This window comes from Thermanaerothrix sp., from assembly GCF_056331585.1.
On record NZ_JBWGPQ010000011.1, the window covers coordinates 1 to 26873 of the forward strand.

The window sequence follows — 26873 nt, forward strand, 5'->3', positions numbered from 1 at the left end:
CCCGGTGGAAGCGGGCGTTGGCTACGCGTGCGCATCACCGATACCGATACCGGCAAAGTGCGCGCCAACATCCGCCTGCCGCTGAATCTGGTTTCAGCCGGGATTAAGATGGGGATGCGGTTCACCCCCGAAGTGGAAGGTTTGGACATTAATCGCCTGATGGAGTTTATTCGATCCGGTGAAACCGGCACGCTGGTAGATGTCTTCGACGAAGAAGACGGCGAGCACGTCGAGGTCTTCATTGAGTAACCGTTGAGGCTCAGCGCCTCGTTCATTGCCAAAAGCCCGGCCATTTGTGTGGCACGGGAGAGTGATCCTTTCGCTGAGTAGAGCTCCTATGAGTATTCCTTCTTCCCCCGAGGTAGATCGCTACTGGTTGCGCCGCTTTGCCCCTATGTGGATTGGGCAGGTCTTTTCTCTTTTTGGCAGCGGATTAGCGCACTTTGCGCTGATCTGGTGGCTCACCCAAACCACCGGTTCGGCCGTTGTGCTGGCAACCGCCTCTCTTTTCGGCTTGCTCCCTCAGGTCCTCTTAGGACCGTTCGCCGGGGCCCTGGTGGATCGCTGGAATCGCCGCCGGGTGATGATGCTCGCTGATAGCGCCATTGCCATGGCTACGCTGGGGCTGGTCATCCTGTTTGCTTTTGAGCGCGCCCAACCCTGGCATGTTTACGTCGTGCTGTTTTTACGCAGTCTAGGCAACGCATTCCACTGGCCAGCGATGCAAGCATCCACGTCGCTAATGGTACCAGAACGTCACCTCTCTCGCATCGCCGGTGCTAACCAGGCCCTCAACGGCCTGATCAACATCACCGCCCCACCAATCGGTGCCTTCTTGTTAACCCTGTGGCCCCTGCCGCACATCCTTGCCATTGACATCCTCACCGCCTTGATTGCCGTCAACTTGCTCTGGCTAGTCCACATTCCCCAGCCACAACGCACGGATGCGCAATCGGCCGTGACGCCACGCCTGGTAGTGCGAGATGTGCAAGAAGGCCTGCGTTATATCGCCGCCTGGCCCGGTTTGCTGGCTATTTTGCTCATGGCCACCCTGATCAACTTCTTACTCAACCCCGCTTTTGCACTCTTGCCCTTGCTCGTCACCCGCCATTTTCGTGGGGAAGCCATCCATCTCGGTTGGCTCGAATCCGGATACGGTATCGGTGTGGTCCTAGGCGGGTTACTTCTAAGTGTGTGGGGGTTTCCGGCGCAAATTATGGACCTCAATGACGGGCCTGTTTGCCACCGGCTTAGGCGCGATGGGGATGGGGTTTCTGCCACCATCAGCCTATCCTATAGCGTTGGGGTTGATGTTCTGGTTAGGGATAGCCAACCCTATCACCAACGGGCCGCTCTACGCACTGGTGCAGGCACGAGTCGCACCGGAAATCCAAGGGCGCGTATTTACCGTGATCCACAGCCTGGCTTCAGCCATGACACCCCTGGGAATGCTCTTTGCCGGCCCTATTGCCGATTGGTTGGGGTTACAAACATGGTACATCATCGGCGGCTTGGGATGCAGTGCAATGAGTCTTATCGCCTTATTCTGGCCGGTCACCGCCAACCTGGAAAGTCAGCCCCTCTCCCAGGTTACATCTGTCGAACCCTTTTCGCAATGATCTGCTTGTCCCTGGCAAGCCATAAACAAACCCGCCTTCTTCTCACCCCCGGATGATGGGTTTTTCATCCCTTTGCTAACCTGAATCAGGCTAGACAAAGTCCTCTAATTCCATACAATTCAAATAGTCAATTTTGACTATTTTGAACACCTTGGTGATCTGCCATGCCCCTGCCTGAAGATGAGGCCAATGAATTGCTCCTGCTCGGATTACTCCGTCGTGGCCCTACTCACGGTTATGCCCTCAATGCTCTCATCGCTCATGATTGGGATGCCTGCACAGCCCTAAAGAAACCAACCGCCTACTATTTGCTAAAGCGCATGGCACAAAAAGGTTGGGTTACTTGGAACAAAGATCACCCCGCCCGCGGTCTCCAGCGGCGCATCTACCATCTAACCCCCGAGGGCGAACATGCCTTCTGGCAGTTGCTGCGCAAGAACTTGAGCGATTATCACCCCATCTATTTCGCGGGGGACATAGGTCTGAGTTTCCTGGATGCCTTACCCCCCCACGAAGCTCGCAACCTGCTTCAAAAGCGGCTTGCCCAGATCCAGGCCCGGCGCCTGAGGTTGGAAAACGCCCCCGCACATGCCGGGGCAGCTGCACTGGCCCTGGAACACCAACGCTATCACCTGGCTGCCGAGGCGCACTGGTTAGAACACGTGTTGGAAACCTTAACCACTTACATCTCTTCTCAGGAGGACATTCATGGATACCCTCAACCTGATTCTATTGAGCCTGCATAACCTGACGCGCTGGGCGGTTTTAATCCTGGGTGGTGTGGCTCTCGTCCGCTCCATTGGTGGTTGGATCGGTCACCGCCCCTTCACCCCTGAGGATGGACGCGCTGGGATGCTCTTCACCCTGGCATTCGATTTGCAAATATTACTCGGACTTATCCTGTACCTGACCCGCGGCTGGGGCGGTGTGTTGATCGGGAATCTTGGCGCTGCCATGCGTGAAGTAGGGCTGCGCTTCTTCGCCGTGGAACACATCTTCCTCATGCTGATTGCGCTCGGGATCGCCCACATGGCGCGCACCTTGAGCAAGAAAGCCCCGACAGATGCGCAAAAGCACCGCCAGGCCGCACTTGGTTTCGGCCTGGCCTTACTATTAACCCTGGTCGCCATCCCCTGGCCTTTCCTGGCCCAAAATGCGCGCCCTTGGCTCAGGTTATTCGGGCTTCAAATATAAATCTCAGCCAGGCGTGATCAGCGTATACCCGCCATCCACCACAATCACCTGGCCGCGTATCATTGCCGCTCCCGGTGAGCATAGGAACCCCACCACCCCGGCCACATCCTCAGGTGTCACCAAGCGGCCGGCGGGGGTGTTGGCAATTGCCCGCTCGATCACCTCGGGGTCACTGAGAGCGGCAAAATGCTTGAGCGCATCGGTCAGTACAATGCCAGGGGCGACAGCGTTGACGATAATGTTCTTGGGTGCCAGTTCCACTGCCAGGTAACGGGTAAGTGCCTCAAGGGCGGCTTTGCTGGCCCCTACGGCAATGTAATCGGGCAGAACCCGTTGCGAGCCGGGGCTGGTGATCGCCACCATGTGCCCGCCGCCGCGTTTTTCCATTAAAGGAACCGCTTTTTGGGCAGCGAAAAGGAAAGCGCGCGCGTTGACGTTCATGGTGTAATCCCACCCGCTCACCTTCTGCTGCATCCCAGGACGGTTGAAGCCGGTAGCAGCATTGCTGATAAAGATATCCAGACCCTCGAACGTTTCAGCAATGCGGGCAAACAGTTTTTCGATCTCCTCCGGATATCCAACGTTGGCTCGTACCATCAGCGCCCGCTGTCCCAGGGCTTCAACCTGATCTGCCACCTCTTCGGCATGTTCCTGGTTGCGCACAAAGTTGATCACCACATCGGCACCTCGCGCGGCAAAATAGAGGGCGATGGCTCGCCCAATCCCGCGCCCTCCGCCAGTGACTAGAACAACCTTACCCGCAAACGGCTTGGATTCCATGTTATGTTCTCTCCCGCGCTACTCAGAGCTGATCATCGGAACAGGCTTGAGCAATTTACGATCTAATTCATGGATGCGTGCCTCGCCCAGTGCCCGTAACGCCACCTCTACCCGCCGCGCATCTTCCCGTAATTGTGGCACATCCACCCCCGAACACGGGCGCTCAAACGCTTCCAAGTTCGCCTGCGCCCGAGCAAACATTTTCAGCGCACCAGTGTAATTTCCCTGCAGGATGTGATGATAGGCCACGCCCACCTGTAATATTCCCTGATAGAGCGCCCGCTGCGGGCCATGGCTCTCACGCCAGGCTTCTTCCAAAGCCTCGTGGGCCTCAAAATACTGTCCCTCGGCAAAAAGCGCCAATCCTACGCGCGCCCGAGGGTGCAATTCTTGTTGACAAGGATCCGAGAAATTCTCCAGCGAAAAGGCAGAGAAATCAAAACACATTGCGCACTCCATAAGCCAAGATCGAGGCGATTATAGCATACCCTCCACCTTTCTTAACAATTCTTTGGTGAAACGTTTACCTTCATTTAAGCCAATTTTGATCTTCAGGGTAACGTTTTTAATCCTGTTTTTAGTATAAAATAGAATCATTCCCCAAATTCAACCCCAAATAAGGAGGAAAAGAATTATGAAAGCCCTCACGTTGTCCCGCCTTTTCCGCTGGGTGAGTTTGCTTGTCCTGGTAGCCTTTCTGGCCGCCTGTGCGGGCACACCCACCGCGGCTCCCACCCAGCCGCCAGCCTCATCCGGGGGTGAGAGCGGTGCGCTGGCAGACCTAATCGCTGCCGCCAAGCAAGAGGGCATGCTTACCACCATCGCATTACCACACGATTGGTGCAATTACGGTGAAGCCATCGAGACCTTTAAGCAAAAGTACGGCATCCAGGTCAATGAACTCAATCCCGATGCCAGTTCTGCCGAGGAAATTGAAGCCATCAAAGCCAATAAAGACAGTAAGGGCCCTCAAGCCCCAGACGTGATTGACGTGGGATATGCCTTTGGTCCACAATTGGTAGAAGAACAACTGGCCATGCCTTACAAGGTATCTACCTGGGACACCATCCCCGACAACCTCAAGCACCCGGATGGCTATTGGTATGGAGATTACTACGGCGTCATGGCTTTTGAGGTCAACAAAGATGTCGTTAAGAACGTGCCCCAAGATTGGGCTGACCTGCTGAAGCCGGAATACAAGAATCAGGTTGCCTTGGCCGGCGACCCGCGCCTCTCCGCCCAGGCGCAGATGAGCGTGTATGCCGCAGCCCTTGCTAACGGTGGTTCGCTGGATAACGTCCAACCCGGCCTGGAATACTTCAAGAAACTGAACGAAGTCGGTAATTTCGTTCCGGTGATCGCGAAGCAGTCCACCATTGCCAAAGGCGAAACCCCGGTGGTTTTCCGCTGGGATTACAACGCCCTGGCCGATAAGAAAGCCCTGGAAGGCAACCCCGAAATTGAGGTGGTCATCCCCAAGAGCGGTATCATCGCGGGTGTTTACATCCAGGCGATCAGTGCCTATGCTCCCCATCCCAACGCTGCCAAGTTGTGGATGGAGTTCCTTTATTCCGACGAGGGACAATTGATCTGGCTCAAGGGCGGTTGCCACCCCATCCGTTTTGATGATTTGGTCAAACGCAACGCCATCCCGGCAGACCTTTTGGCTGAACTACCCCCGGCGGAATTGTATGCCAAGGCCGTTTTCCCCACCATTGAGCAACTGAACGCGGCCAAAGCCTACATTGCCGAGAACTGGGATAAGGTCGTCGGAGCCGAAGTCAAGTAAAATTAACCCAATGAGCGAAATCCGCCCCCTCGTCTCGACAGTTCAATCACCTTCAGGAGGGAGGGCTGCCACAGTGCAGCCCTCCCCAGAATCACCTTTGCGCCGCACCCGTACTGGCACCGGATGGATGGTGTGGATAGGCGTAGCCCCTTTTTTCATCTTTGCGGCTTTGTTCATGCTATTGCCCTCATTGTCACTCTTGGTGGGCTCATTCCGGGATACCCAAGGGCATTTCACCCTCGATAACATCCGCAGTTTATTTTCTCCCTCAATCCTGAGCGCTTATTCGATCAGCATTCGCATCAGCCTAGCCACAGCCCTGGGTGGCGGGCTGTTTGGCTTCCTGCTGGCTTATGCGGTCACCTTAGGCGGCCTGCCCCGTTGGGCGCGGGATGCCCTGCTCACCTTCTCCGGCGTGGCTTCGAACTTTGCCGGTGTGCCCTTAGCGTTTGCCTTTGTGGCCACGCTCGGGCGCCTGGGCATGGTCACGGTGTTGCTCAAAACCTTGGGGGTAGATATCTACGAGATCGGTTTCAACCTGTATTCGTTCTGGGGCTTAAGCCTAACTTACATGTATTTCCAGTTTCCACTGATGGTTTTGATCATTGCCCCGGCCCTGGAAGGGCTTAAGCGCGAGTGGCGCGAAGCTGCCGAGAACTTGGGCGCCAGCACCTGGGACTACTGGCGTATGGTTGCCCTACCCATTCTGACCCCGTCAATCCTAGGTGCGATCATCTTGCTTTTTGGGAATGCCTTCGGCGCTTACGCCACCGCGCTCTCGCTCACAGGTGGATTGATTAACCTGATCACCATTCTCATCGGCGCTCAAATCATGGGAGATGTACTCTACAATCCTGGGTTAGGGTATGCCCTTTCGTTCGGGATGATTGTGATCATGGCGCTCAATATGGCTATTTATTATGTGTTGCGACGGCGCAGTGAGCGCTGGTTGCGCCGCTAAACCCTCCGGAGGTTGACATGGACCGCAATACCCACGCCCCCCTGCGCCAGCGCTTGCTCTCCTGGTTCATCCTCTTTCTAGGTGGACTCTACTTCTTCGTCCCCCTTATCGCGACCATAGACTTCTCACTGCGAGCGCGCAAAGGTGTACTGAGTGCGCTGGCATACCAGCGCGTGCTCAGCGATCCTCGTTTCGCCAGCGCCTTTACCTTTTCGCTCGAGATGGCGCTACTCACGGTGGTGGTAGGAGTCGTTTTAGTTGTTCCCACTGCCTATTGGATCCGCCTGCGCCTGCCTCAACTGCGACCGGTGGTGGAATTCATCACCCTGATGCCATTTGTTGTACCAGCCATTGTGTTGGTCTTTGGGCTGATCCGCGTTTTCAGCCGTCCCCCCTTCCTGCTGACCAACTCATTCACCGGTACGCAGATCCTGTTGGTGGCGGGGTACGTGGTACTGGTGCTCCCCTATCTTTATCGTGCCGTGGACACTGGGCTTCAAGCCATAGATATTCGCACCCTGACCGAAGCTGCCCAGAGCCTGGGCGCCGGTTGGTGGGTGATTATCACTCAAATCATTTTCCCCAACCTGCGTAGCGCCATTCTTAGTGGTGCCTTTTTGACCATTACCATTGTCATGGGAGAATTGACCATAGCCAGTTTTCTGGTTGGGCTGAAGGCTTTTGGGCCTTATATGTCACAGGTGGGGCAAAATCGCGCCTATGAGGGCGCGGCGTTAGCCGTCATCAGTTTCGCCCTTACCTGGGCGTTCACGATGCTTTTCCAATTTGTGGGACGGCGCGCCTTGGGTGGTGATCAAGCGTTCGGTGCGCGCTAAACTCTTTCGTGGTGAAAGGACATATGGCCTATCTGAGTCTGCAAAACCTCTCCAAACGCTTCGGGCTGACTCTGGCTGTTCGGGACTTCAATTTGGAAGTAGAGCGGGGGGAATTTGTATCCTTCTTGGGCCCGAGCGGCTGCGGTAAAACGACCACCCTACGCATGATCGCCGGTTTTGAATTACCTACCAGTGGCAAGATCATTCTGGATGGCAACGACATTACCACCCTGCCCCCTAACCGCCGCCATATCGGCATGGTGTTCCAATCCTATGCTCTTTTTCCCAACCTCACCGTGGCTGACAACATTGCCTTCGGGCTGAAGGTAGCCAAACGCCCGCCGGAAGAGATTCGCAAGACCATCGGCGAGATGCTCGATCTGATTCGCTTAACTGGTTTTGAAAACCGCTACCCCTACCAACTCTCGGGTGGGCAACAACAGCGGGTTGCATTAGCACGGGCGCTGGCTATCCGCCCACGCGTCTTACTGCTCGATGAACCCCTTTCAGCACTGGATGCTAAAATTCGCGTCGAACTGCGCGCCGAGATCCGTCGTATTCAGCAAACTTTGGGCATCACCGCCATCTACGTCACTCATGACCAGGAAGAGGCGCTTTCGCTTTCGGACCGCGTCGTAGTGATGTATGAAGGACGAATCGAGCAGGTCGGAACCCCCTTTGAGGTCTATAACTACCCTAAAACCCGCTTCGTGGCCTCGTTCATCGGCCAACTCAATCTCATCCCAGTGATTGTTGAGGACCCCCAGCAGGGCAAAGTGCGTTTTGATAACAACGTGTTACAGGTTGAACCGCTGCCGCACCTAAATCGCGGTCAAGTCATTACCCTGGCTCTACGCCCGGAGGAAATGAACCTCGGCACGGTGGAAGGCCGCAATCACTTACAGGGACGCGTCCTGGATGTGATGTTCCTCGGCGCCATTGTGCGGGTGCGGGTAGATTTGCAGGGACGCGAGGTGTTGGCCGATCTCTTCAACGAGCGTCAGTTGGCCTTGCCCCGCCCTGGAGATCAAGTCATCATCAACTTTCCCCCTCATGCCTGTTGGGTGATCAACGAAGCCTGATCAAATCCATCATCCTTTAACCGACAACCCGGCGCGTAAAAATGCCGGGTCATCGGTTCTTATGTCCAGATTCATATAAAACGCTGATGTTTTATTTGCCAAATTCCTATACACCGTGACTAAGATAAAGGCATCCAATGTCCAAAGAGATAGAATAGCCAAACGATTACAGGAGGTTGATTATGATGACGTACATGCGCATGCCCTACGGTCGCTGGATGATGCGGCGCTGGTTGGATCGTGCTCTCAACGAGGAATGGCCCGAAGAATCGCCCACGGTCTGGGTGCCGGTGGACGTTCGCGTTAATGACGAAGGCTATGAGATCACGGCGTTAGTGCCCGGTGTGAAACCCGAAGAACTTCAAATCCAGATCCAGGATAATACGGTTACTCTCCAGGGCGAACTCAAAGCCGAGTATGACGAGAAAGCCACTTACATCCTCCAAGAACGCCCGCGCGGTCGCTTCATGCGGGTGATTCACCTGCCGGATGAACTGGATTCCGCCTCAGCCGACGCCAGCCTCAAGGACGGTGTGTTGACTCTGCGGGTACCCAAAGCCGCTGCAGCCCGTCCGCGCACGATCAAAGTTGTGGCGCGCTAATCTAATCGCTACGTTCCATCCCGCTCCCACAGTTACCTGTGGGAGTTTTTTTATTTTTCACCTAAGCCCAACCTCTGCACCCACGGTTTGGAGGTAACAAGTATAATTACCTCATGATGGAATCTGCTGCGCTTGAACATTGGTTGCGCGACCTAAATCTGCCCGCCTGGCAGTATTATGAAGAGATTGGATCAACCAACGATATCGCTTTAGCCTGGTTGGATCAGGGTGCATCGGATGGGGCTTTGGTGGTGGCAGGGCACCAAACTCACGGGCGGGGGCGGTTAGGTCGCACCTGGATCACCGTACCTGAGGCAGGGTTAGCGTTTACCCTCATTGTGCGGCCCAATGCGCAGTTGCCGTTCCCGGTTGAACGTCTAACGGCGTTGGGTGCACTGGCCGTTGCCCAGGCTTTCAAGGTTGGTTTTGGGGTGGACGCCCACATCAAATGGCCTAACGACGTACTGGTTGACAAACGCAAAGTGTGCGGCATTTTGGTTGAACTGGCCTGGCAGGAAGAGCAGTTGCAAGGGGCCGTGGTGGGCATCGGGATTAACGTGGGACGCGCCGCTGTGCCCCCAGCCGAGGGACTGCACTATCCGGCAATCAGTCTGGAAGAGGTCTTGGGACATCCCATAAACCGCTGGGACGTGCTCCGGCGCGTCCTTGAGGCCTTTTTTGTCTGGCGCCCTCGCCTGACCAGCCCCGAATTTATGATCGCCTGGGAAGACCACCTGGCATTTCGCGGTGAATGGGTTCAGGCCAGCGATGGACATAATCCCCCCCTGATCGGACGCGTGGAGGGATTGAGCCCCGAAGGGCATTTACGCTTGCGGTTAGAAGACGGCTTTGAATATCGGCTGAGCGCAGGGGAGATTCGCCCTCTCGCTGCGCCATTTGCCGGATCCTCAGGAGGTGAGGATGCTTGACGATTTACGCGGTTCGATTGACGTATCGTTTTCCGAAGAAGAACCTAAGCCTTCCGCGTCGCGCCGGCGACGTCGCCGGCGCGAGTTTCTGGGGATGACGGCTGCCCAGCGGTTTGTGCTCTCGTTGCTGCTGTTCTTGATGACCGTGGTACTCGGAATGCTGTGCCTGGTGGTTACCGGGCGGATGATGTTGTTCTAATCACCCACCTGCGCGCAAATCGGCGGCGGCAATACGCGCCACCGAGGCTACGGTATCACCTTTATCCAGTTCCATCAAGCGTACCCCGCGCGCGACGCGCGTCATCCGCCGGATATCCTTCACCTTGAGCCGCAGCATAACCCCACCGGCTGAAATCAGTGTTACTTCATCTTCTTCCTGTACCATCCGCGCCGCGGCCACCATGCCGCTGGCCTTCAGCGCAGTTGCCGGTAAAGCCGCTACCCCAGATTTGGCGCGCGAGTGGCGTGGAAAATCTTTGAGCGCGGTGCGCTTCCCATACCCCTGTTCGGTGACGATCAGCAAATCGGCGTTTGGATGCACCACATCCATGGAAGCCACGCGGTCACCAGCCTGTAATTTGATCGCAATCACTCCCGCGGCCTGGCGTCCCATCGGTCGGACTTCTTCCTCTTTGAAGCGCAAGGCCAGACCTTTCGCCGTCACCAGGATTAACTCATCCTTGCCGCTGGTTAGATGCACCCAGCCGAGTTCATCACCTTCTTCCAACGTCATCGCAATCAGTCCCGAGGCACGAACGTTGGAAAATTCTTCCAAAGCCACCCGCTTAATCTTGCCGCGCACCGTGGTCATGGTGCAGTATTGCGCCGCGGAAAAATCCGGCACCGCCACTGCCGCTGTGATCCGCTCACCGCTATCCAGTGAAAGGACATTGGTGATCGGCGAGCCCCGGTCGGTGCGTCCGGCATCGGGGATTTGATAGACCTTCTCGGCATAGACCTTACCCCGGTCAGAGAAGAAAAGGATGGTGTGCAACGTGCGGGCAGCTAACAACATCAGCGTTTCATCTTCATCCTTCAAGGACTGACCGGTAACACCGCGCCCGCCACGGCTCTGGGTGCGAAACACCGAGGGTGACACCCGCTTGATGTAATTTTTCTGCGTCAGGATAATCAACACCGGCTCATCCTGTACCAGATCCTCTTCCTCAAAGTCCTCTTTTTCACCGACGACAATGCGTGTACGGCGCTGATCGCCATATTTCTCGGTCAGTTCTTGTAAATCGGATTTGATGGCTTTGAGCACTTTCTTGGGTGAGGCAAGCAAATCTTCCAAAGCCGCAATCTGCTTGAGCAGGGATTTATGCTCATCCTCAATTTTCTTGCGTTCCAGCGCAGCCAATCGCCGCAAGGGCATTTCCAAGATCGCCTGTGCCTGGGCTTCGCTGAGTTTGAAACGGCTTATCAGGCGCTTACGCGCCACATCGGCATCCGAGGACTGGCGGATCAGTTGTATGACCTCATCCAGGTTCGCCAGAGCAATCAGCAAACCTTCCAAAATATGGGCTCGCTGGCGCGCTTTTTCCAATTCAAAGCGCGATCGACGGACGATCACCTCGCGACGGTGCTCAATGTAGATTTGCAGGGCACGCTTGAGCGAAAGCACTCGCGGCTCGTTGTCTACCAGCGCCAGAAGATGCGCCCCAAAGGTGATCTGCAAAGGCGTGAACTTGTACAACTGGTTGAGCACCTTGCGGGGTTGTGCACCGCGTTTTAATTCGATGACAATGCTCATGCCGCGCCGGTCTGATTCATCACGCAAATCGGCGATGGTATCAATACGTCCCTCACGCACCAATTCGGCAATACGTTCGATTAAACTGGCTTTATTCACCTGGAAGGGGATCTCGGTGATGATGATGGCGTAACGCCCACCGCGAATCTCTTCGATATGCGCTTGTCCGCGCACCGTCAGCCGCGCCCGTCCGGTTGAATACATCTGGCGGATGGCTTCTTGCCCCACGATCACCCCACCGGTAGGAAAATCCGGGCCAGGGAGGTGTTTCATTAAGTCGTCTACGGTAATTTCGTCAATCTGATCGTAGTGGTCAATGACATAGGCAATCGCCGCGCTTAACTCATTCAGGTTGTGTGGGGGAATGTTGGTCGCCATGCCCACAGCGATCCCTGACGCGCCGTTGAGTAGTAAATTGGGCAGGCGCGCGGGCAAGACCACCGGCTCTTTGAGCGAACCATCAAAGTTATCGGTGAAATCCACCGTGTCTTTGTCAATATCGGCCAGCATCTCTTCGGCCAGGGCGTTCAGGCGCGCCTCGGTGTAACGCATGGCCGCCGGGGCATCACCATCCACTGAGCCAAAGTTACCCTGACCATCAACCAAAGGATAGCGCATTGAGAAATCTTGTGCCATGCGCGCCATGGCATCATATACTGCCATATCGCCATGTGGGTGATACTTACCTAACACCTCGCCCACAATGCGGGCAGATTTCTTATACGGGGCATTCGAACGCAAGCCTAATTCATGCATTGCGTAGAGGATGCGACGATGAACCGGCTTAAGGCCATCGCGCGCATCGGGCAGCGCCCGCGCCACAATAACGCTCATCGCGTAGTCGAGGTACGCTGAGCGCATTTGTTCATCAATATCTACCGGAAAGACAGTGCCAACTTCCATAACCTTTTCTCATTCCAAAAATTGAACCCGGTTTCAGGCAACGTTAGGATTATACCGCACCCTGGCCCAAAGCCGGAGCGGCAAAAAGATCTCCCGCGGGCAAATGTCCACGAGAGATCTTCGCCTCAATGTCCGAATACGGCTAGGAAGCGATCAACTTTCCAGCACCCGCCGGAAGAACTCCGGCAAGGCAAAGGCCGCCCGGTGCACGTCGGGGTTGAGGTAATTCATCTGCCCCGGCGGATAGGATTTGTTCAAACCGTTCGTCCAGGGCACATCCGACATATACATGAACCCAATTCCGCCGCCGGGGTAGGTCGGCACTAGGGTATAGTAGTATGCTGGGGCGCGGAAAAGCGTCTTGGCAAAGCGATAAATGTCACGAATCAAAGCCTGATCGAAGAACATCTGCTCGCTTTGAATTGCAATCGCCCCGCCCGGGTTGAGCGCTGCCGCTAGGCGACGGAAGAAATCAGGGCTAAAGAGTTTCTCCGCCGGCCCAATGGGATCGGTGGTGTCTGAGACGATGACATCGAACTTGAGTGGCGGGTTCTCTAGATAGGTGAAAGCATCCTGGAAGACCACCTCTGCCCGCGGGTCACGATAAGGATCGCCAAAGGCTGGAAAGTGTTCGCGGCACACTTCCACCACACGCCGATCCAATTCACAAACCACGGCCCGCTCCACCGAGGGGTAACGCAACACTTGCTGCAGGCTGCCTCCATCCCCACCGCCCACAATCAACACTGTACGCGGGTTCTCCACCGCCAGCATCGGAACGTGGGTGATCATCTCGTGGTAGCCAGCGTTATCATACTCGGTTAACTGGATTATCCCATCCAAAATCAGCACCTTGCCGAAAAACTCGGTCTCCACCACTTGAAGGTGCTGGTAGGGCGTTTGCTCGTCCACCAGCACCTTCTTCACCCGCAGTGACTGGCGATAAAACGAATGTAATTGTTCGGTAACCCAGGTCTCAGCCACGGTTGATAAACACTCCACTAAATTTTTTCGCGCGGAAGGTTTCCACGCAGAAACGGGTGGCTATCTCTGGATCAAATTCCTTGCATGAAAAGATATCCAGGTAAGCCGCGTTGGACTGATTGGCGAAGTGCCCGGTGATGTTACTGGTCTCGATGAGTTGCACCAGAGAATAACCGGTGACGCGTGGATCTTCGCCAAAGTTGACGATTAGAGGCTCACCGAAGCGACGCATGTGGATCAAGTCACACAGATCAATGACAAACTGCCGGATGACGTCCGCCGAGGTGATGCGCTCCGGATCGCATTCATACAGATTCAACACCAGATGCCAGCCCCACGGCTTTTCACCCGTGGCAGGCACGCCGGGTTCTTCCATGATGTAACGCACCAGAGTGGGGGATTCTAATGAGGCGTTCATACTGGGCACTCCTCCCGGCAAACCGCAGAGCGGCTGACTACGCGAATTTGGGCGTCTTGCGCCCCAAACAGGCTAATCAGTTTGTCCACCAATGGCTTGATATCAAGGTCCAGATTACAGGTGAACAGGTCGATAGCGCAGTAACCATATTCTGGCCACGCATGCAAACTCGCATGGGACTCGGCCAACAAGAGGAAACAAGTGAAACCATGCGGGCTGAAAGGATAGTAGCCCTCGCTGACAATGGTTAACCCACTATCTCTCACTGCCTGGAAGAACAAATCGCGGGAACGCTCGCTATCGTAGAGCAGTTCTCGGTTGCAGTTTGAGAGATCACAAATATAGTGTTCCCCCAAGCGCAGCTGCCCGTCCAACTGTCCATAAACCTCCTTCTTTTTGGGATAAATGTGCTGCAACGTTCGGGGTGGTCAGCCAACAGGTACCTCCACGCTCCCGGCAAGGCGGATAAAAGATAGAGGGGGCCTCAGCAGGTCAAGAACCCACCAAAACCCCTTCCCCTTGCCCCGCCGCTGCCCGAGCGGGGAGTGGGCAGCAGTGAGGTGAAATCACCCCTTATCGTCTGCAGTCAGGGGTTTATTTTCAACGATTTTGCCAAAAATGTCAATATTTTGGGGCATTTTTTCACGGATTTAACCTTACCCTAACCCACTGTTTGATTTTTCTTAATTTAAACTGGTTAAAATCAAACTAGATCACGATAGAATTAAGACAATGACCAAAAGACGCGTTCTCTTCCTATGCACCGGCAATTCCGCCCGTAGCCAAATGGCCGAAGCGCTTTTACGCCACTACGGCGGCGATTGGTTCGAGGTTCACAGCGCCGGCATTGAACCTAAGGGCGTTAACCCTTACGCGCTACAAGTGCTCGCCGAAATAGGGATCGATGCCTCTCAACAGACCTCGAAATCCCTGGACACTTACCGCGGGAAAATGACATTTGACTACCTGATCACCGTATGCGCCGATGCTGAAAAGAACTGTCCCTTCTTCCCCGGCCAGGGCATCCGACTGCATTGGCCGTTTGAGGACCCGGCGGCATTTGAAGGCGAAGATGAGGTCAAACGAGCAAAATTCCGCCAGGTTCGGGATCAGATTGCCGCGCGTATCCGGGCCTGGTTGGATGAATTGGGGCTTCCGTCTGGCCTCCCCTGATTCCCTCCTAACCCAAATTCGCGCTGCCACAGGCTCGACAGGCCCACGCTCACTGCTGCAAATCGTGGTAAACTTACCCTGCGAGAACCTATTGGTAGCGAGAGAGGCAGATCAATATGCCGGTGATTTATCCCTTTACAGCCATTGTGGGTCAGGAGCAGATGAAACGCGCCCTGATCCTGAATGCCATTGATCCGCGCATTGGCGGGGTTTTGATCCGCGGCGAGCGCGGCACCGCCAAATCCACGGCGGCGCGCGCCCTGGCAGCGCTGTTACCGCATATTAAGGTCATTGCGGACTGCCGCTTTGGCTGCGATCCCGATACGCCTGCCACCTGGTGCACCGAATGCCGCGAACGTGCCGTCCGAGGTGAGAATCTCCCGGTCACCACCCGCCCAATCCCTTTTGTCAACCTGCCCATTTCGGCCACCGAAGACCGTGTGGTGGGCACCCTGGATATCGAGAAGGCCATCCAAAAAGGGGAACGTCACTTCGAGCCGGGCGTGTTGGCTGCCGCCAACCGCGGTTTACTTTATATTGACGAAGTAAACTTGCTTGATGACCATGTAGTGGATATTTTGCTCGATTCCGCCGCCATGGGTGTGAACATCATCGAGCGCGAGGGCATCTCATTCAGCCACCCGGCGCGCTTTATCTTGGTTGGCACCATGAACCCCGAGGAGGGTGAACTACGCCCGCAATTACTCGACCGTTTCGCCCTCTCGGTCGAAATTCGAGGCATCCGCGATCCCCGTGAACGGGTGCTGATCATCGAACGCAATCTGGCTTTTGAAGCCAACCCCGAAGCCTTTCGTCAGGAATGGCTACCTAAGGAGCAAGAACTTTCAAACCAGATTGAGCAGGCGCGTCAGTTGCTGCCCCAGGTGACTTATACCTCGCGCGATTTACTCTCCATTGCCTCCCTAACCGCCTCTTTGAATGTGGACGGTCACCGCGCCGACATGGTTATCCTCAAAGCTGCGCGAGCTCATGCCGCCTTTGAAGGTCGTACCAGCGTAACCGGACGCGATATCGCTCTGGCCGCCGAACTGGCATTGCCCCATCGGCTCAAACGCGCTCCCTTCCAGCAAGCCGAAATGACGATGGAAGAATTGCAGGACCGCATTGAGCAATTGCAAGGCGCCAGCAGCACCGGCAAACACACCGAGCCGGTGCCTACTCGCGAGGAGGAAGCCGCCCGGCAAAAAAAAATTTAACTGACCAGACCCTCAGTCAAGAGACGCAAGAGCAGGCCCCACCTCACCCCACCCAACGCGAGGATATTTTCCGTCAGGACAGTGCCATGTGGTGGGATGGCGGTCAGGTGGTCCAAGCCACGCAGCCTTTTGAACCGCGTCGCCTGGATACGCCGCTGGATAAGATGATGCGCCGCTTCGCCGGCCGCCGCTCACGCACCCGCACCGAACGCAAGCGCGGGCGTTACATCCAGGCTCGACCTGCCCAGCGTCCAACAGATGATTTGGCTTTTGATGCTACCCTGCGTGCGGCAGCGCCTTTCCAAAAGGAACGTAGTGAAGAACGGCGCCATCTTGCCTTCGCTATTCATCGGAGTGATCTTATGCGCAAAGTGCGGGTGCGTCGTGCCGCCAACCTGATCCTCTTCGTAGTAGATGCTTCCTGGTCTATGGCTGTGGCCGAACGCATGCAGGCCACCAAGGGCGCCATCCTCTCCCTACTCAACGACGCCTATCAGCGGCGCGACCGCGTCGGTCTGATCGTCTTCCAAAAAGACCGTGCCTCACTCGTGTTACCTCCAACGAACTCAGTCACCTTGGCACAGACGGCGCTGGCCGATATTCCGGTTGGGGGTAAGACCCCCCTTTCCGCCGGGCTCAAGTTGGCTTTAGAGGTACTGCAGCGCGAACGCCTCCGTCATCCCGACGTAATGCCGTTATTGATCGTGCTCACTGACGGTGCGGGCAACGTCTCGATTAGCCACCTCCCTCCCTTGGAGGAAGCCTATCTCTATGCCGATGAAATCGCCCGGGAAGGGGTACACAGCATTGTCATCAACATGGAACACATAGCCTTTGATCAGGGATTGGCCCAGGCTCTAGCCGATCACCTCAAAGCCCCGTGTTACACCGCAGGCGACATTCGCGCTGAAAGTCTATATTACACGGTACGCCGGGAACTGAACGCGCGCACCCCACCCGCAACCCTGGAAGATCGCCGCTAAACGGCGCGCCCAACCCGGCGTTTGACATTCGGGGTAGAATTGAAGGTATGAAGACCACAACAACCCCTCACATTCCCATGTCGTCGCCGGATTTAACCAACCTGGAACGCGAAGCCGTTGCCCAGGTCCTACGCACCCCCCACTTAAGCATGGGGGACCAAATTGAAGCCTTTGAAGCCGCTTTTTGCCGTTATCTTGGTGTCAAACACGCGATTGGCGTTAACTCTGGCACTGCGGCCCTGCATTTATGTGTTTTGGCCGCCGGCGTTGAAGCGGGTGATTGGGTGCTTACCACGCCCTTCTCTTTCGTGGCATCCACTAACGTGATCCTCTACGCCGGTGCCATGCCGGTGTTTGTTGATGTGGATCCCCAAACCGGTAATCTAGATCTCCAACAGGCTATGCAGGCAGTCCATGACCTGACCACAGGTGGAAAAGTGGCTCAACGTTGGCTGCCGCGCCGCGGCCAAGGGCGGCATCGCGGGCAACTGAAAGCCATTCTTGCCGTGGACGTCTTCGGTCAACCGGCGGATTGGGATGCCCTGCATGAACTGGCAGACCAATATCATCTGAAACTAATCGAAGACTCTTGTGAGGCCCTGGGTGCCGAATACAAAGGGCGTAAAGCCGGTGTTTTAGGCGACTACGGAACGTTTGGTTTCTACCCCAACAAACAGATCACAACGGGTGAAGGGGGAATGATCGTCACCGATAATGATGAAGCCGCAGCCTTCATGCGGGCACTGCGCAATCAGGGACGTGCCCCGGGCGATACCTGGTTGCAGCATACCTACCTGGGTTATAACTATCGCCTGGATGAACTCAGCGCCGCGCTGGGTCTGGCCCAAATGCAAAGGCTTGAGGAACTTCTGCACCGGCGTGAACAGGTCGCCGCCTGGTATAACCAGCGCCTCAAAGTCCTCGATGGGGTTGAAATTCCCTATATCGCTCCAACAACCACACGTATGTCCTGGTTTGTCTATGTCATCCGCCTGGCAGCGGGCATAGATCGCGGACAGGTGGCGGCCCGCCTGGGCGAATATGGGGTGCCGGTGCGCCCGTATTTCTTACCTATTCACCTTCAGCCGTATATGCAAGAGCGGTTTGGCTACCGTCGCGGTGACTACCCGGTCACCGAAGACCTGGGGGAACGCGGCTTAGCACTGCCCTTCTCCGGGGTCATGTCCGAAGAGCAGGTAGATTACGTTTACCATGCCTTGCAAATGGTCTTGAAATCACTCTGAATGGAAGAAAGTTCTCTCTGGATCTTTCATCCCCCGCGGCAACGCGGAATCTGGATCAACGGATTAGCCCTGATCGCAAGCCTGGCCGTGCTGGGGATAGCGCTGGCCCAATTGACCGAACAACGGCCTGGCCCGCGTTGGTTGTTATGGCTGGTATTGGCGCTCCTGGGAGGTATCGCCAGCCTAGGGATTGGCTACCGCCTGGCAGCACTTTGGCGCGCTACCTATACCATCGACCGTGATGGATTACGCCTACGCTGGGGATTGCGTGTTGAGCACCTGCCCCTGGCATCCATCGAATGGATTCGCCCCGGCAATGAGGCGGGGTTCCCCTTACTCCTTCCCTTTTTCGCCTGGCCAGGAGCCATCCTTGGTAATCGCAAGGTACCCGAATTGGGCGATATTGAATTTCTGGCGGCGGAAACCACCACGCTGCTCCTTATTGCCACCCCCCAACGCGTGTTTGCCATCTCGCCGGAAGATCCATCCGCCTTTTCGCGTGCCTTTCGCCAAGCCCTGGAATTGGGCAGTCTCAACCCGCTCACCCCTTATTCAGCCCGCCCGGTAGCCTTCGTCGCTCATCTATGGCAAGACAGGATTGCTCGCGCCATGGTGATCGGCGGTATCCTTCTCCTCTTGGGGTTACTCAGCCTTGGCAGTCTTCTAGCAGCCTCTCGTGCAACCATTATCTTAGGTTATTCCCCCTTTGTTCAACCCCCGTCCCCCTTACCAGCCCAACGCTTAATGCTCCTTCCAATTTTAGGCGTGCTAACCTATGGCAGCGGCTTGATCCTGGGTCTCTATTTCTACCGCCAGAAAGAAGGACAAGCCAAATCCTACTTGCTTTGGGGCGGAGGAGACTTAGCGTTGATTTTACTCACCATTGCCTGCGTATTGGCCGGTTTGAGATAAAAAAACCAAACGTAAGTTTTAGAACACGGCTCTTCCTAAGGAAACGAAAATCATGGCAACGCCAGTGATAAATTCTTTACAAATTGGGCTGGGATTGGGCTTGGCTCTGATCATTAGCCTGCTGGCCTACCGCTTAGGCAGCCTGAGCGGGAGCGGCGCCATTGCCGCAACCTGCTTGGGCGGGCTCATCTTTGGTCTGGGGGGCTTGCCCTGGGCGACCTTACTCCTGGGTTTCTTCATCACCTCAACCTTTTTCTCGCGCCTGGCACGAGCACGCAAGATGAGCCTGGGAGAGAAGTATGCCAAGGATGATCGCCGGGATGCCTGGCAGGTGCTGGCCAATGGTGGGATAGCCACGCTGGCGGTGATCTGGCAGGCCGCACAGCCAACCTCCCTGCTGCCTTGGCTGGTCGGTGCCGCCGCCTTGGCGGCGGCCAACGCTGATACGTGGGCGACCGAATTGGGCGTTCTGTCATCCCAATCCCCCCGGCGTATCTTGGGAGGGAAACGCGTTGAGCCGGGTAGCGCTGGCGGTATCACCGCGCTAGGTACCCTGGCTGCCCTGTGTGGGGCAATGTGGATTGCGTTGCTAGCCGGGCTGTTTCCACCCCCCTTATTGCGGTCCCACTTTTCAGCGCTGGCAGTGTTGCTCGTGGTTACACTGAGCGGGCTCGTAGGTAGCCTGGTTGATTCGCTCCTGGGCGCCAGCGCTCAAGTGATGTATTATTGTCCCTCCTGTCACAAAGAAACGGAGCGCCACCCGCAACACCGCTGCGGCAGTACCACTGCCTACCTGCGAGGCTATCGCTGGTTGAACAACGACGGCGTGAACGCCTTATGCACTCTCAGCGCAGCACTGCTGGCCGGAATCGTGGGGAACCTCTTTGTCCTAACGCCGCCCCTGCGCTCGGTATCACTGGTCACCCCCCAACCGGTAGGGTTCTCCCTCACCAGTCCGGCTTTCTCAGCGGGAGACATGATCCCCTCCCAATACACCTGTAAGGGCGCCGACCGTTCCCCGGCGTTGGCCTGGGAGGCAACTGCACCCAAAGTAGCCAGTTATGCACTGATCATGGACGATCCGGATGCCCTCTTAGGCACATTCACCCATTGGGTACTCTACAATATTCCCGCTGAACGGCGAGATTTACCCGAAGGGATACCCAATCAAGAGAGCGTGCCAGGAATCGGCACGCAGGGACGGAACGACTTCGGGCGCGTGGGTTATGGCGGCCCGTGTCCCCCTCCGGGTAAGCCCCATCGCTACCGCTTTACCCTCTATGCGTTAAACCTGCCCCCGACCTTACCCGCCGGGCTGGACAAAACCGCCTTACTCCAGACCATTCATGACCATGTGCTTTTTGCGATGACGCTGGAGGGACAATACGGACGCTGAGGAGAAAGCGTGACGAACCTCACGCCGCTCATAGTCGTTTGTCACCCCATAACACCCGCAGAATCCTTATAAACGTCACCCGGTGCAGGGGCAATCACTCTATCTTTTTCACTATCGAGGAGCCAGTCTTGCCCCGTATAATAATCTTGCCAACCTTGCAATGGGAGAGAGGACAACCATGCCGGAAGAAGATCCTCGGATTTTGGAATTGCGCGCCATGCGGGAGAAGGTGCGCCTGGCTGGGGGCGAAGAGCGGATTGCCCGCCAGCATGCACGGGGAAAACTTACTGCCCGGGAACGAATTGAACTGTTGTTTGACCCCAGTACCTTCCATGAACTAGAACCTTACGTTCAGCAACGGGACGACGTTCTGACAGGCCAGGCCGACAAGACCTATGGCGATGGTGTCATCACCGGCTTTGGGCAAATTGGAGGCCGGGTAGTTTATGCCTACGCCCAGGATTTCACGGTACAAGGTGGTTCATTGGGCGAGATGCACGGACATAAAATTGCGCGGGTGATGGATTTGGCCGCCGCTGCCGGTGCACCCATCGTGGGGCTGATTGACTCCGGTGGCGCGCGCATCCAGGAGGGGGTGCGCAGCTTAGGGGGCTATGCCCAGGTTTTTTTGCGCAATGCCCGTTATTCCGGCGTGATCCCCCAAATCAGCCTGATCATGGGGCCGTGTGCCGGTGGCGCTTCTTACTCTCCCGCCGTCACCGACCTGATTATTATGGTCGAGAAGCAATCCCACATGTTTCTTACCGGGCCAGATGTTATTAAAGCCGTGACCGGTGAAGTTGTGGATTTTGAAACACTCGGCGGCGCCGACGTGCACCTGGGCATCAGTGGATTGGCCCATCTCAAGGCCGCTAATGATCAAGAAGCCATCGCCCTCTGCCGCCGCGTGCTATCTTATTTGCCCGCCAACAGCCTGGAAAACCCACCCTACGTTCCGTCCGAAGATGACCCTAACCGCATGGATGAAGCCCTCAACAGTGTGGTGCCACTGGATCCCACCGTACCTTACAGCATGCATGAGGTCATTGCCCGCATCGTGGACCACGGCACCTTCATCGAACTACAACCGACCTTTGCTCAAAATGCCATCATTGGCTTAGCCCGTATGGGCGGGAATGTGGTCGGAATCGTAGCTCAGGAACCCGCAGTCATGGCAGGCGTGCTAGACATTGACTCTTCCGACAAAATCGCCCGCTTTGTCCGCTTCTGCGATGCTTTCAACATCCCCCTGATTACATTTGTGGATTCACCCGGCTTCTTGCCCGGCACCGACCAAGAGCACCGCGGCGTTATTCGCCATGGCGCCAAGGTTCTTTATGCGTATTCGGTCGCCACGGTTCCCAAAATCAGCGTCATTACCCGCAAAGCTTATGGCGGTGCTTATGTGGTGTTGAGCAGCAAATTTATGGGTGGAGATCTGGCCTTTGCCTGGCCTAGCGCCGAAATTGCTGTGATGGGTCCCGAAGGTGCAGTGAATATCCTTTTCCGTAAGCAAATCGAATCCGCCGACGATCCGACTCAGGAACGTGCACGCTTGGTGGAAGAGTACCGCCAACGCTTTCTCACGCCCTACGCCGCAGCCAGCGCCGGTTACGTGGATGATGTGATTGAGCCGCGTGAGACTCGCCCTAAATTGATCGCTGCCCTTCAGGCGCTACGCGAAAAGAGCACATCCCCACTGCGCAAGCACGGCAATCTCCCGCTCTAAAGGAAAGGTTTCGTCGCTATGGAGACCCCGTTGAGCCAAGGGTTACTGATCACGCTGGTCGGCATGGGATTGGTCTTTTTAGCCTTGATCTTATTATGGCTACTGATGGACCTTGTGGTGCGCCTGTTTACTGCAAAACACCACCTTACCACCAGCGAACCCCCCGAAATCGCGTCGTCATTGCCTCCCTCACCCTTGGAAGAAAGCGAGAATTTAGACCGCCGCCGACGCGCCGCGGCTGCCGCTGTGGCGATTGCGCTGGGCTTGCAATCTCACCGTATTACACCGATTAAACCGCCTTCAAGCGCCCCAACCCCCTGGCAAATGGCTGACCGTTTAAACCGCTTCACCCCCATTGATGAGGCGCGTGTGCGCAAACTACGAGGTGCTGCCCGATGAAATTCCGCATCAAGATAGAGGATCAAATCTTCACTGTCACAATAGACGACCTCACCTCCCGCCCGATCCGAGTTCATGTGGACGGAGAACTGTTTGAGGTTTGGCCAGAGGGTGAACCCGAATCACCCGCCGTTCCAGTTGCCTTGCCGGTACCTCCCCCGCCCCCCATCAACACACCCTGCACATCGCCCCCCTCTCGTTCCACCGTTTCGACCAACCAAGGGGGTAGGCATTGTGTCAAAGCGCCACTGCCGGGGGTGATTACCGCCATCGCAGTACGCCCTGGCGACCAGGTGGAATACGGACAAGAGCTACTTACCTTGGAAGCGATGAAGATGAAAAATGCTATTCGCGCTACTCGCGCCGGCACCATCGCAGCCGTTCATGTTCATGTGGGGGATCAGGTTCAGCACGGGCAGATTTTGCTGGAATTTACGGACTGAGGGAAAATTATGGACTTCAGCGAAATAGTTGCCCAGATTACGCGCGGATTTGCCGGGTTCACCTGGGGCAACGCTATTATGATCGCCGCTGGCCTGGGTTTGATGACCCTGGCCGTGGTTAAGGAATACGAGCCGGTCCTGCTTTTACCTATTGGTTTTGGGTGCGTGCTGGCCAATGTGGGAATGTCCACCCAGCATGGTATCTTCAAAGTGCTATATGACGCCGGTATTGCATCTGAACTTTTTCCTCTGTTAATTTTTATCGGCATCGGCGCTATGATTGACTTTCGCCCCCTCTTGGCAATGCCCCAGATGGCTTTGCTCGGCGCCGCCGGGCAGTTTGGCATTTATGGCACACTGTTGCTAGCCTTGGCATTGGGTTTCCCGCTCAATCAGGCGGCTTCAATCGGTGTCATCGGGGCCATTGATGGACCAACCGCGATTTTTGTCACCACCAAATTGGCGCCCGAAATTCTCGCCCCGGTAGCCGTGGCAGCGTATTCCTACATGAGCCTGATCCCGATCATTCAAGTTCCGGTGATGAAATGGCTCACCACGCGCAAAGAGCGAATGATACGCATGGAGTATGCCCCGCGCCCGGTTCCGCGCAGTGTGGTTATCGTTTTCCCCATCGCAGTGACTATTGCCGTGAGTCTCATCGCCCCAGACGCGGCCCCACTCATTGCAACCTTGATGCTAGGGAACCTATTGCGGGAAAGCGGTGTGGTCGAACGGCTGAGTAAAGCCGCTCAAAACGAAATAATCAATGTGGCAACACTCTTCTTGGGGCTGACCATCGGCGCCACGATGACGGCGCAATCTTTTCTCAATGCCCGCACGTTGATGATCTTGGGATTGGGTTTCATGGCCTTCGTTTTAGATACGGTTGCCGGATTGCTCTTCGGAAAGTTGATGGCTTTTATCACCCGTGGTAAGGTTAACCCCTTGATCGGGGCGTGTGGAATTAGCGCGTTTCCCATGGCCGGGCGCCTGGCCGCTCAGGTTGCCAAAGAAGAAGATTTCGACAATTTCATCCTGATGCACGCCATGGGCGCCAACACCGCCGGGCAACTCGGCAGTGTCATCGCCGGCGGGCTGTTATTGGCGCTAACGCTGGGCTTTTTGCACTAAGAGGGCACTTCATCTAAGGGCGCCCATTAAGGTCTTGGCCGTTTAATTGCACTGGATGAAGCACTTCAAGCGGGCGCGTATCCGGTTCGATATCCAGGCGATAGCCGATGCCACGAATCGTCTTCAGGTAACGTGGATTACGCGGATCGGCTTCAATGGCGCGGCGTAACCACGAGATGTGCACGTCCAGGGTGCGAGTATCACCCATATACTGGGTGTCCCAGGCCTGGGTGAAGAGCGTCTCGCGATCCACCACCTGGCCGGGGCGCTCCATAAGCAAGCGCAGCAAGGTCACTAACCGCGGGGTCAAAGGCGATTGGCGATCCTCACAACGCACAACCCGTTTTTCCAAATCCAGCGAAATCGGCCCCGCGCGTAGAACTTTGCGCGGTTCATGCGGCAGGAAAGGCCGAATCCGGTTGATTAGTTTTTGAAGCGTAAAGGGTAACCTGAGGACCACATTTGCGTCCGGAATCGGCTCATCGGATGCATTTTCTTCTACAATCAAGACAATGGGAATATCGGGTGCATTTTTACGCAATGTAGCGCAAATGCGCCGCCCACTGGTGCGCATGGAGGCTGCATCCACAATGATCAAATGCGGCAAACTCTTGGCTAAGTAGGTAAGCGCTGCCGATCCATTGGCAACGCACTCGACCAGGAAATTCTTTTTCGTCAACCCCCCCGCAAATGAGGTCCGGTCGGAACGCTTGCCTTCAATTAATAAGATTTTGACTTCGCTTGACGACATCACCACTGTAATCTCTCAAGCGTAAGAATAGTAACCTGCTAAGATACCCGTGAAAACGCTAATCCGGGTCGCCGACACACATCTTCGGTCCGCGTCTCTCGGTTGGAGAATCCGCCGCGACCGTCCACGCCTTGCTCCGCGATAGATGGTTCAATAAAGCAAAGAATAAAAAATAAATCCTCAGAACAGCGTCTCATTGCATTCCAGGCATTACTCTAACGGCTTTATGGCATTGAACCGGCTTAACCCGCAGAGCACCCACCTTATCGCCGGTGTTAATACCCAAATCTATGGTGCAGGTGGGAGTCTAACCCTCGGTGCGAAATTTATTATACCAAGAGTCGGCTACCGCGCCACTTTTTAAGGAGATGATTTTAAGTTTTTATCCCGTTTTTATTCTCAAATACGTGCCAGAGCCTGATCCAAATCCGCAATCAAATTTTCCACCTCTTCAATACCCACCGAGAGGCGCACCAACCCATCGCTGATCCCGCTCTTGCGCCGATCTTCCGGCGACATGGCCGCATGGGTCATGCTGGCTGGATGCTGTATCAAGGTGTCTACACTGCCCAGGCTAACCGCTAGAGTCATCACCCGCACATTGTTCAGCAACGCCTTGCCCGCTTCCAGCCCGCCCGCCAGTTCAAACGCGATCATGCCACCAAATGCACTCATTTGCTTCTGCGCCAACGCATAATCAGGATGCGAAGGCAGTCCCGGATAGTAAACCCGCGCCACCTTGGGGTGCGCTTCGAGGTAACGTGCTAGCGCCAATGCATTCTGGCAGTGTCGTTCCATACGCAACGCAAACGTGCGCAATCCTAAATCGGCCAGCCAGGCATCAAAAGGCGAAGGGCTTGGGCCTAACCAGGTATAGAGGCGGTGCAAATCAACCCGCACCCAATTCACATGCCGGCTAACCACCACACCTCCCACGATGACTCCGTGCCCACCCAAATATTTAGTCGTGGAATGGATAACGACATCGGCTCCCAGGGTAAGCGGACGCTGACAATAGGGGGTGGCAAAGGTGTTATCCACAAAGAGCCAAGCCCCAAAACGATGGGCAATCTCGGCCAAAGCCCGTAAATCCACTAAGTTGAGCGTCGGATTAGCAGGAGACTCAGCATAAGCCAAACGCGCCTGAGGATGGGCCTGAAACGCCTTTTCCCATTCCTCCGGGCGCAGATCATCCACCCAAACAACGCGAACGCCCCATTGAGTCGCAAACTGTTGCAAAAAAACGTAGGAAGCCGCATACAGCGTCCGCTGGGCAATCACCGTATCCCCCGGATGCACATAGGCTAAGAGCGCAGTGGTGACCGCCGCCATGCCTGAGGCAAAAATTTGCGCAGCTACAATGTCCTGCGGCGAAGAATCAGAAGCCTCCCGCAGGAGATCAAACCCCTCCAAGGCAGCATATTTCTGCGCCAGTAATTCGTGATTAGGATTGCTCAAGCGGGTGTAAATGTGGCCCTGGGCCTCACCTTTGAACAACGCCGCCCCGGTATCCACATCCGGAAAACGGAAGGTTGAGGTCTGGTAAATGGGAAGCACATGCGCACCATAAGGATCATCGTGCTCCCCCCAATGATTGATCAGCGTATTGAGACCCCAGGTGAAATTTTGAGTGGTCATTGTTACA

General features: G+C 55.8%; 28 protein-coding genes and 1 pseudogene. 21 read left to right on the top strand and 8 right to left on the bottom strand.

Annotated elements, in window-relative coordinates:
- The 4 genes and pseudogenes from AC01YT_RS05680 to AC01YT_RS05695 all read left to right on the top strand — a co-directional run.
- Window positions 1–249: pseudogene (locus AC01YT_RS05680) on the top strand (SHOCT-like domain-containing protein); the annotation flags it as partial.
- Window positions 250–337: 88 nt separating this feature from the next.
- On the top strand, window positions 338–1675 hold the full coding sequence (locus AC01YT_RS05685; RefSeq protein WP_476673505.1) for an MFS transporter: 1338 nt from the start codon (window positions 338–340) through the stop codon (window positions 1673–1675).
- Window positions 1676–1783: 108 nt separating this feature from the next.
- Complete coding sequence (locus AC01YT_RS05690) at window positions 1784–2365, top strand: PadR family transcriptional regulator (RefSeq protein ID WP_476673507.1); 582 nt, start codon at window positions 1784–1786, stop codon at window positions 2363–2365.
- Window positions 2328–2813, top strand: coding sequence for a hypothetical protein (locus AC01YT_RS05695; protein WP_476673509.1), 486 nt, complete (start codon window positions 2328–2330; stop codon window positions 2811–2813). Before AC01YT_RS05690 ends, AC01YT_RS05695 begins: the two co-directional genes overlap by 38 nt.
- Window positions 2814–2816: 3 nt before the next feature.
- Here the strand turns inward: AC01YT_RS05695 and fabL are convergent, their stop codons facing one another.
- Both fabL and AC01YT_RS05705 read right to left on the bottom strand, forming a co-directional pair.
- Complete coding sequence (gene fabL / locus AC01YT_RS05700) at window positions 2817–3593, bottom strand: enoyl-[acyl-carrier-protein] reductase FabL (protein WP_476673511.1); 777 nt, start codon at window positions 3591–3593, stop codon at window positions 2817–2819.
- A gap of 18 nt (window positions 3594–3611) precedes the next feature.
- Complete coding sequence (locus tag AC01YT_RS05705) at window positions 3612–4040, bottom strand: DUF309 domain-containing protein (RefSeq protein WP_476673513.1); 429 nt, start codon at window positions 4038–4040, stop codon at window positions 3612–3614.
- Between the two features lie 187 nt (window positions 4041–4227).
- Between AC01YT_RS05705 and AC01YT_RS05710 the strand changes: the two genes are divergently transcribed.
- The 7 genes from AC01YT_RS05710 to AC01YT_RS05740 all read left to right on the top strand — a co-directional run bounded on the left by AC01YT_RS05710 (window position 4228) and on the right by AC01YT_RS05740 (window position 9991).
- The gene (locus AC01YT_RS05710; protein ID WP_476673515.1) at window positions 4228–5382 is read left to right on the top strand and encodes an ABC transporter substrate-binding protein; all 1155 of its coding nucleotides are present in this window, start codon (window positions 4228–4230) and stop codon (window positions 5380–5382) included.
- 127 nt (window positions 5383–5509) lie between these two features.
- The gene (locus AC01YT_RS05715) at window positions 5510–6343 is read left to right on the top strand and encodes an ABC transporter permease (protein ID WP_476673637.1); all 834 of its coding nucleotides are present in this window, start codon (window positions 5510–5512) and stop codon (window positions 6341–6343) included.
- 17 nt (window positions 6344–6360) lie between these two features.
- Window positions 6361–7179, top strand: coding sequence for an ABC transporter permease (locus tag AC01YT_RS05720; RefSeq protein ID WP_476673517.1), 819 nt, complete (start codon window positions 6361–6363; stop codon window positions 7177–7179).
- A 23-nt stretch (window positions 7180–7202) separates the two neighbouring features.
- Window positions 7203–8261: an ABC transporter ATP-binding protein gene (locus tag AC01YT_RS05725; protein ID WP_476673519.1), complete on the top strand. Its 1059-nt coding sequence runs from the start codon at window positions 7203–7205 to the stop codon at window positions 8259–8261.
- A 182-nt stretch (window positions 8262–8443) separates the two neighbouring features.
- On the top strand, window positions 8444–8863 hold the full coding sequence (locus AC01YT_RS05730) for an Hsp20/alpha crystallin family protein (RefSeq protein ID WP_476673521.1): 420 nt from the start codon (window positions 8444–8446) through the stop codon (window positions 8861–8863).
- A 113-nt stretch (window positions 8864–8976) separates the two neighbouring features.
- Window positions 8977–9792: a biotin--[acetyl-CoA-carboxylase] ligase gene (locus tag AC01YT_RS05735; protein ID WP_476673523.1), complete on the top strand. Its 816-nt coding sequence runs from the start codon at window positions 8977–8979 to the stop codon at window positions 9790–9792.
- Window positions 9785–9991: a hypothetical protein gene (locus AC01YT_RS05740; RefSeq protein ID WP_476673525.1), complete on the top strand. Its 207-nt coding sequence runs from the start codon at window positions 9785–9787 to the stop codon at window positions 9989–9991. Before AC01YT_RS05735 ends, AC01YT_RS05740 begins: the two co-directional genes overlap by 8 nt.
- Here AC01YT_RS05740 and gyrA read toward each other — a convergent pair whose 3' ends face one another.
- The 4 genes from gyrA to speD (AC01YT_RS05760) form a co-directional block, all read right to left on the bottom strand.
- On the bottom strand, window positions 9992–12448 hold the full coding sequence (gene gyrA, locus AC01YT_RS05745; protein ID WP_476673527.1) for a DNA gyrase subunit A: 2457 nt from the start codon (window positions 12446–12448) through the stop codon (window positions 9992–9994). It lies immediately after the preceding gene.
- A 153-nt stretch (window positions 12449–12601) separates the two neighbouring features.
- The gene (gene speE, locus AC01YT_RS05750; RefSeq protein ID WP_476673529.1) at window positions 12602–13432 is read right to left on the bottom strand and encodes a polyamine aminopropyltransferase; all 831 of its coding nucleotides are present in this window, start codon (window positions 13430–13432) and stop codon (window positions 12602–12604) included.
- Window positions 13425–13850, bottom strand: coding sequence for an S-adenosylmethionine decarboxylase (gene speD / locus AC01YT_RS05755; protein WP_476673531.1), 426 nt, complete (start codon window positions 13848–13850; stop codon window positions 13425–13427). The genes speE and speD (AC01YT_RS05755) overlap by 8 nt, the downstream gene beginning before the upstream one ends.
- The gene (gene speD, locus AC01YT_RS05760; RefSeq protein WP_476673533.1) at window positions 13847–14224 is read right to left on the bottom strand and encodes an adenosylmethionine decarboxylase; all 378 of its coding nucleotides are present in this window, start codon (window positions 14222–14224) and stop codon (window positions 13847–13849) included. Before speD (AC01YT_RS05760) ends, speD (AC01YT_RS05755) begins: the two co-directional genes overlap by 4 nt.
- Before the next feature lie 358 nt (window positions 14225–14582).
- Here speD (AC01YT_RS05760) and AC01YT_RS05765 point away from each other — a divergent pair, with 358 nt between their 5' ends.
- The 10 genes from AC01YT_RS05765 to AC01YT_RS05810 all read left to right on the top strand — a co-directional run bounded on the left by AC01YT_RS05765 (window position 14583) and on the right by AC01YT_RS05810 (window position 24477).
- Window positions 14583–15023, top strand: coding sequence for an arsenate reductase ArsC (locus AC01YT_RS05765; RefSeq protein WP_476673535.1), 441 nt, complete (start codon window positions 14583–14585; stop codon window positions 15021–15023).
- Window positions 15024–15145: 122 nt separating this feature from the next.
- Window positions 15146–16240 carry a magnesium chelatase ATPase subunit I gene (locus tag AC01YT_RS05770; RefSeq protein WP_476673639.1) on the top strand — a complete coding sequence of 365 codons (1095 nt, stop codon included), beginning with the start codon at window positions 15146–15148 and terminating at the stop codon, window positions 16238–16240.
- Window positions 16241–16326: 86 nt separating this feature from the next.
- Window positions 16327–17223: a vWA domain-containing protein gene (locus AC01YT_RS05775; protein ID WP_476673537.1), complete on the top strand. Its 897-nt coding sequence runs from the start codon at window positions 16327–16329 to the stop codon at window positions 17221–17223.
- Window positions 17224–17270: 47 nt separating this feature from the next.
- On the top strand, window positions 17271–18467 hold the full coding sequence (locus AC01YT_RS05780; protein ID WP_476673539.1) for a DegT/DnrJ/EryC1/StrS family aminotransferase: 1197 nt from the start codon (window positions 17271–17273) through the stop codon (window positions 18465–18467).
- Window positions 18468–19379, top strand: coding sequence for a PH domain-containing protein (locus AC01YT_RS05785; RefSeq protein ID WP_476673541.1), 912 nt, complete (start codon window positions 18468–18470; stop codon window positions 19377–19379).
- Between the two features lie 52 nt (window positions 19380–19431).
- Complete coding sequence (locus tag AC01YT_RS05790; protein WP_476673543.1) at window positions 19432–20775, top strand: YbhB/YbcL family Raf kinase inhibitor-like protein; 1344 nt, start codon at window positions 19432–19434, stop codon at window positions 20773–20775.
- Window positions 20776–20953: 178 nt separating this feature from the next.
- Window positions 20954–22504 carry an acyl-CoA carboxylase subunit beta gene (locus AC01YT_RS05795; RefSeq protein ID WP_476673545.1) on the top strand — a complete coding sequence of 517 codons (1551 nt, stop codon included), beginning with the start codon at window positions 20954–20956 and terminating at the stop codon, window positions 22502–22504.
- A 30-nt stretch (window positions 22505–22534) separates the two neighbouring features.
- Window positions 22535–22903 carry an OadG family transporter subunit gene (locus AC01YT_RS05800; protein ID WP_476673546.1) on the top strand — a complete coding sequence of 123 codons (369 nt, stop codon included), beginning with the start codon at window positions 22535–22537 and terminating at the stop codon, window positions 22901–22903.
- Window positions 22900–23346: an acyl-CoA carboxylase biotin carboxyl carrier protein subunit gene (locus AC01YT_RS05805; RefSeq protein WP_476673548.1), complete on the top strand. Its 447-nt coding sequence runs from the start codon at window positions 22900–22902 to the stop codon at window positions 23344–23346. The genes AC01YT_RS05800 and AC01YT_RS05805 overlap by 4 nt, the downstream gene beginning before the upstream one ends.
- 9 nt (window positions 23347–23355) lie before the next feature.
- Window positions 23356–24477, top strand: coding sequence for a sodium ion-translocating decarboxylase subunit beta (locus AC01YT_RS05810; RefSeq protein ID WP_476673549.1), 1122 nt, complete (start codon window positions 23356–23358; stop codon window positions 24475–24477).
- A 13-nt stretch (window positions 24478–24490) separates the two neighbouring features.
- On the opposite strand, the gene AC01YT_RS05815 is transcribed toward AC01YT_RS05810, so the two are convergent.
- Together AC01YT_RS05815 and AC01YT_RS05820 are read right to left on the bottom strand one after the other, a co-directional pair.
- Window positions 24491–25228, bottom strand: coding sequence for a response regulator transcription factor (locus tag AC01YT_RS05815; RefSeq protein ID WP_476673550.1), 738 nt, complete (start codon window positions 25226–25228; stop codon window positions 24491–24493).
- 399 nt (window positions 25229–25627) lie between these two features.
- Window positions 25628–26866, bottom strand: coding sequence for a trans-sulfuration enzyme family protein (locus tag AC01YT_RS05820; protein ID WP_476673552.1), 1239 nt, complete (start codon window positions 26864–26866; stop codon window positions 25628–25630).
- Window positions 26867–26873: the final 7 nt, after the last annotated feature.

Excerpts from the sequence above, each read along its gene's own strand:
- AC01YT_RS05685 (WP_476673505.1), top strand. The coding sequence starts at position 338 with ATGAGTATTCCTTCTTCCCCCGAGGTAGATCGCTACTGGTTGCGCCGC.
- AC01YT_RS05690 (WP_476673507.1), top strand. The coding sequence starts at position 1,784 with ATGCCCCTGCCTGAAGATGAGGCCAATGAATTGCTCCTGCTCGGATTA.
- AC01YT_RS05695 (WP_476673509.1), top strand. The coding sequence starts at position 2,328 with ATGGATACCCTCAACCTGATTCTATTGAGCCTGCATAACCTGACGCGC.
- fabL (WP_476673511.1), bottom strand. The coding sequence starts at position 3,593 with ATGGAATCCAAGCCGTTTGCGGGTAAGGTTGTTCTAGTCACTGGCGGA.
- AC01YT_RS05705 (WP_476673513.1), bottom strand. The coding sequence starts at position 4,040 with ATGTGTTTTGATTTCTCTGCCTTTTCGCTGGAGAATTTCTCGGATCCT.
- AC01YT_RS05710 (WP_476673515.1), top strand. The coding sequence starts at position 4,228 with ATGAAAGCCCTCACGTTGTCCCGCCTTTTCCGCTGGGTGAGTTTGCTT.
- AC01YT_RS05715 (WP_476673637.1), top strand. The coding sequence starts at position 5,510 with ATGGTGTGGATAGGCGTAGCCCCTTTTTTCATCTTTGCGGCTTTGTTC.
- AC01YT_RS05720 (WP_476673517.1), top strand. The coding sequence starts at position 6,361 with ATGGACCGCAATACCCACGCCCCCCTGCGCCAGCGCTTGCTCTCCTGG.
- AC01YT_RS05725 (WP_476673519.1), top strand. The coding sequence starts at position 7,203 with ATGGCCTATCTGAGTCTGCAAAACCTCTCCAAACGCTTCGGGCTGACT.
- AC01YT_RS05730 (WP_476673521.1), top strand. The coding sequence starts at position 8,444 with ATGATGACGTACATGCGCATGCCCTACGGTCGCTGGATGATGCGGCGC.
- AC01YT_RS05735 (WP_476673523.1), top strand. The coding sequence starts at position 8,977 with ATGATGGAATCTGCTGCGCTTGAACATTGGTTGCGCGACCTAAATCTG.
- AC01YT_RS05740 (WP_476673525.1), top strand. The coding sequence starts at position 9,785 with ATGCTTGACGATTTACGCGGTTCGATTGACGTATCGTTTTCCGAAGAA.
- gyrA (WP_476673527.1), bottom strand. The coding sequence starts at position 12,448 with ATGGAAGTTGGCACTGTCTTTCCGGTAGATATTGATGAACAAATGCGC.
- speD (WP_476673531.1), bottom strand. The coding sequence starts at position 13,850 with ATGAACGCCTCATTAGAATCCCCCACTCTGGTGCGTTACATCATGGAA.
- AC01YT_RS05765 (WP_476673535.1), top strand. The coding sequence starts at position 14,583 with ATGACCAAAAGACGCGTTCTCTTCCTATGCACCGGCAATTCCGCCCGT.
- AC01YT_RS05775 (WP_476673537.1), top strand. The coding sequence starts at position 16,327 with ATGTGGTGGGATGGCGGTCAGGTGGTCCAAGCCACGCAGCCTTTTGAA.
- AC01YT_RS05780 (WP_476673539.1), top strand. The coding sequence starts at position 17,271 with ATGAAGACCACAACAACCCCTCACATTCCCATGTCGTCGCCGGATTTA.
- AC01YT_RS05785 (WP_476673541.1), top strand. The coding sequence starts at position 18,468 with ATGGAAGAAAGTTCTCTCTGGATCTTTCATCCCCCGCGGCAACGCGGA.
- AC01YT_RS05790 (WP_476673543.1), top strand. The coding sequence starts at position 19,432 with ATGGCAACGCCAGTGATAAATTCTTTACAAATTGGGCTGGGATTGGGC.
- AC01YT_RS05795 (WP_476673545.1), top strand. The coding sequence starts at position 20,954 with ATGCCGGAAGAAGATCCTCGGATTTTGGAATTGCGCGCCATGCGGGAG.
- AC01YT_RS05805 (WP_476673548.1), top strand. The coding sequence starts at position 22,900 with ATGAAATTCCGCATCAAGATAGAGGATCAAATCTTCACTGTCACAATA.
- AC01YT_RS05810 (WP_476673549.1), top strand. The coding sequence starts at position 23,356 with ATGGACTTCAGCGAAATAGTTGCCCAGATTACGCGCGGATTTGCCGGG.
- AC01YT_RS05815 (WP_476673550.1), bottom strand. The coding sequence starts at position 25,228 with ATGTCGTCAAGCGAAGTCAAAATCTTATTAATTGAAGGCAAGCGTTCC.
- AC01YT_RS05820 (WP_476673552.1), bottom strand. The coding sequence starts at position 26,866 with ATGACCACTCAAAATTTCACCTGGGGTCTCAATACGCTGATCAATCAT.